Below are 3,073 nucleotides of genomic sequence, written 5' to 3' on the forward strand. Positions count from 1 at the left end.
GGCATGGCCAATCCTGGCAGTTTTGCCGATTACATGTCGCTGCTCTCCACGCTGTTCCTGCGCCTGATTAAGATGATCATCGCGCCGCTGGTGTTCTCGACACTGGTGGTCGGCATCGCCAAGATGGGCGACGCCAAGGAAGTCGGCCGCATCGGCCTCAAGGCACTGGGCTGGTTCATCATCGCGTCGGTGATCTCGCTGTCGCTCGGCCTGCTGCTGGTGAACCTGTTCCGCCCTGGCGACGCGCTGACCGTCGCCGTGCCTGCCGCGGACGCCGCTTCCGGCATTGCCACCAGCAGCCTGACGCTGAAGGAATTCATCACCCACCTGGTGCCTTCGTCGATCGTCGACGGCATGGCCAAGAACGAGATCTTGCAGATCGTCGTGTTCTCGCTGTTCTTCGGCACCGCCGCTGCCGCCGTCGGCCCGCGCGCCCACCCGATGATCGAAGCGATCGACGGCGTCGCGCACGTGATGCTGAAGGTAACCGGTTATGTCATGAACCTGGCGCCGATTGCCGTATTCGCCGCCGTGTCGGGCACCATCGCCAGCAAGGGTCTCGGCGTGCTGTCGACCTTCGGCATCTTCATGGGCGAGTTCTACCTCGGCATCATACTGCTGTGGGTAGTCCTGACCATGGCCGGTTTCATGTTCCTTGGCAAACGCGTATTCGGCCTGCTGAAAGAGCTGCGCGAGCCTACCCTGCTGGCGTTTTCGACCGCGTCGTCGGAAGCCGCCTTCCCTAAAACCCTGGAAGGCCTGGAGCGCTTCGGCGTCAAGAACCGCATCGCCGCATTCGTGCTGCCGGTCGGCTACTCGTTCAACCTCGACGGCTCGATGATGTACTGCACCTTTGCGACCGTGTTCATCGCCCAGGCCTACGGCATCGAGATGGACCTCGGCACCCAGATCGTGATGATGGCGGTGCTGATGCTGACCTCCAAAGGCATGGCCGGCGTGCCGCGCGCTTCGCTGGTCGTCATCGCAGCGACGCTCACCCAGTTCAACATCCCTGAAGCGGGCCTGCTGCTCCTGCTGGGCATCGACCACTTCCTCGACATGGCGCGTTCGGCGACCAACGTGATCGGCAACGGCATCGCCACCGCGGTGGTGGCCAAGTGGGAGAACGAACTGACCGATCCTACCAAGAAGGATGTGGCGACCGCCCCGCTGCAGTAAATACAGCACCGGATGGTCTGGCGGGCTTCCCCGCCACGGCGCCATCCGCCTTGCCAGCGCCTTCCAGCGCAGGCAACGGCGGATGGCGTTTTTCATTGTGGCGAGCGACCGTTTTTGTGAAGGTATTTATAAACTTTCCGTATTGAAATCGTGTATCCTCTTTTGCCATCATTCCCCTCACAGGAGCACACGATATGCCCAAGCTGTCTGCCCTAGCAGCCCTCCTCCTTGCGGTCAGCGGCGTAAGCCAGGCCGCCACCCAGACTGTCGATTGCGGCAGGCTGCTGGACGTCAAGCCGGCAAATGCAGGAGTAGGCGGAAGGTCGATGTTGCCGGCGCCCTGGTCATCGGGCCGACCGATTGACGGTGCCGTTTCCACACCACGCTCCGCGCTCAAGCCATTTGCCGGCCTTGACGTCCAGCAGCCTGCCGCAATCGACAGTCTGGGTGGCGGCCTGGCTTACGCCGCTGACCGCAAGGAGGAGGGCTGCTAGGGCAGACAGCTTGGGCATATCGTGTGCTCCTGTGAGGGGAATGATGGCAAAAGAGGATACACGATTTCAATACGGAAAGTTTATAAATACCTTCACAAAAACGGTCGCTCGCCACAATGAAAAACGCCATCCGCCGTTGCCTGCGCTGGAAGGCGCTGGCAAGGCGGATGGCGCCGTGGCGGGGAAGCCCGCCAGACCATCCGGTGCTGTATTTACTGCAGCGGGGCGGTCGCCACATCCTTCTTGGTAGGATCGGTCAGTTCGTTCTCCCACTTGGCCACCACCGCGGTGGCGATGCCGTTGCCGATCACGTTGGTCGCCGAACGCGCCATGTCGAGGAAGTGGTCGATGCCCAGCAGGAGCAGCAGGCCCGCTTCAGGGATGTTGAACTGGGTGAGCGTCGCTGCGATGACGACCAGCGAAGCGCGCGGCACGCCGGCCATGCCTTTGGAGGTCAGCATCAGCACCGCCATCATCACGATCTGGGTGCCGAGGTCCATCTCGATGCCGTAGGCCTGGGCGATGAACACGGTCGCAAAGGTGCAGTACATCATCGAGCCGTCGAGGTTGAACGAGTAGCCGACCGGCAGCACGAATGCGGCGATGCGGTTCTTGACGCCGAAGCGCTCCAGGCCTTCCAGGGTTTTAGGGAAGGCGGCTTCCGACGACGCGGTCGAAAACGCCAGCAGGGTAGGCTCGCGCAGCTCTTTCAGCAGGCCGAATACGCGTTTGCCAAGGAACATGAAACCGGCCATGGTCAGGACTACCCACAGCAGTATGATGCCGAGGTAGAACTCGCCCATGAAGATGCCGAAGGTCGACAGCACGCCGAGACCCTTGCTGGCGATGGTGCCCGACACGGCGGCGAATACGGCAATCGGCGCCAGGTTCATGACATAACCGGTTACCTTCAGCATCACGTGCGCGACGCCGTCGATCGCTTCGATCATCGGGTGGGCGCGCGGGCCGACGGCGGCAGCGGCGGTGCCGAAGAACAGCGAGAACACGACGATCTGCAAGATCTCGTTCTTGGCCATGCCGTCGACGATCGACGAAGGCACCAGGTGGGTGATGAATTCCTTCAGCGTCAGGCTGCTGGTGGCAATGCCGGAAGCGGCGTCCGCGGCAGGCACGGCGACGGTCAGCGCGTCGCCAGGGCGGAACAGGTTCACCAGCAGCAGGCCGAGCGACAGCGAGATCACCGACGCGATGATGAACCAGCCCAGTGCCTTGAGGCCGATGCGGCCGACTTCCTTGGCGTCGCCCATCTTGGCGATGCCGACCACCAGTGTCGAGAACACCAGCGGCGCGATGATCATCTTAATCAGGCGCAGGAACAGCGTGGAGAGCAGCGACATGTAATCGGCAAAACTGCCAGGATTGGCCATGCCGGTGTTGGC

2 protein-coding genes are annotated in these 3,073 nt (G+C 62.2%); one reads left to right on the top strand and one right to left on the bottom strand.

Translation table 11 applies throughout. From position 1 onward, the window contains the following. Positions 1 to 1,179, top strand: a 1,179-nt coding sequence (locus D3872_RS05025) for a dicarboxylate/amino acid:cation symporter (protein ID WP_147373797.1), incomplete at its 5' end; no start/stop codon positions are given. Between the two features lie 706 nt (positions 1,180 to 1,885). On the opposite strand, the gene D3872_RS05035 is transcribed toward D3872_RS05025, so the two are convergent. Next, the coding region (locus tag D3872_RS05035) for a dicarboxylate/amino acid:cation symporter (RefSeq protein ID WP_147373798.1) at positions 1,886 to 3,073 on the bottom strand (1,188 nt) is incomplete at its 5' end.

The organism is Massilia cavernae, assembly GCF_003590855.1.
In the GTDB taxonomy this organism is placed as follows: Bacteria; Pseudomonadota; Gammaproteobacteria; order Burkholderiales; family Burkholderiaceae_D; genus Telluria_A; species Telluria_A cavernae.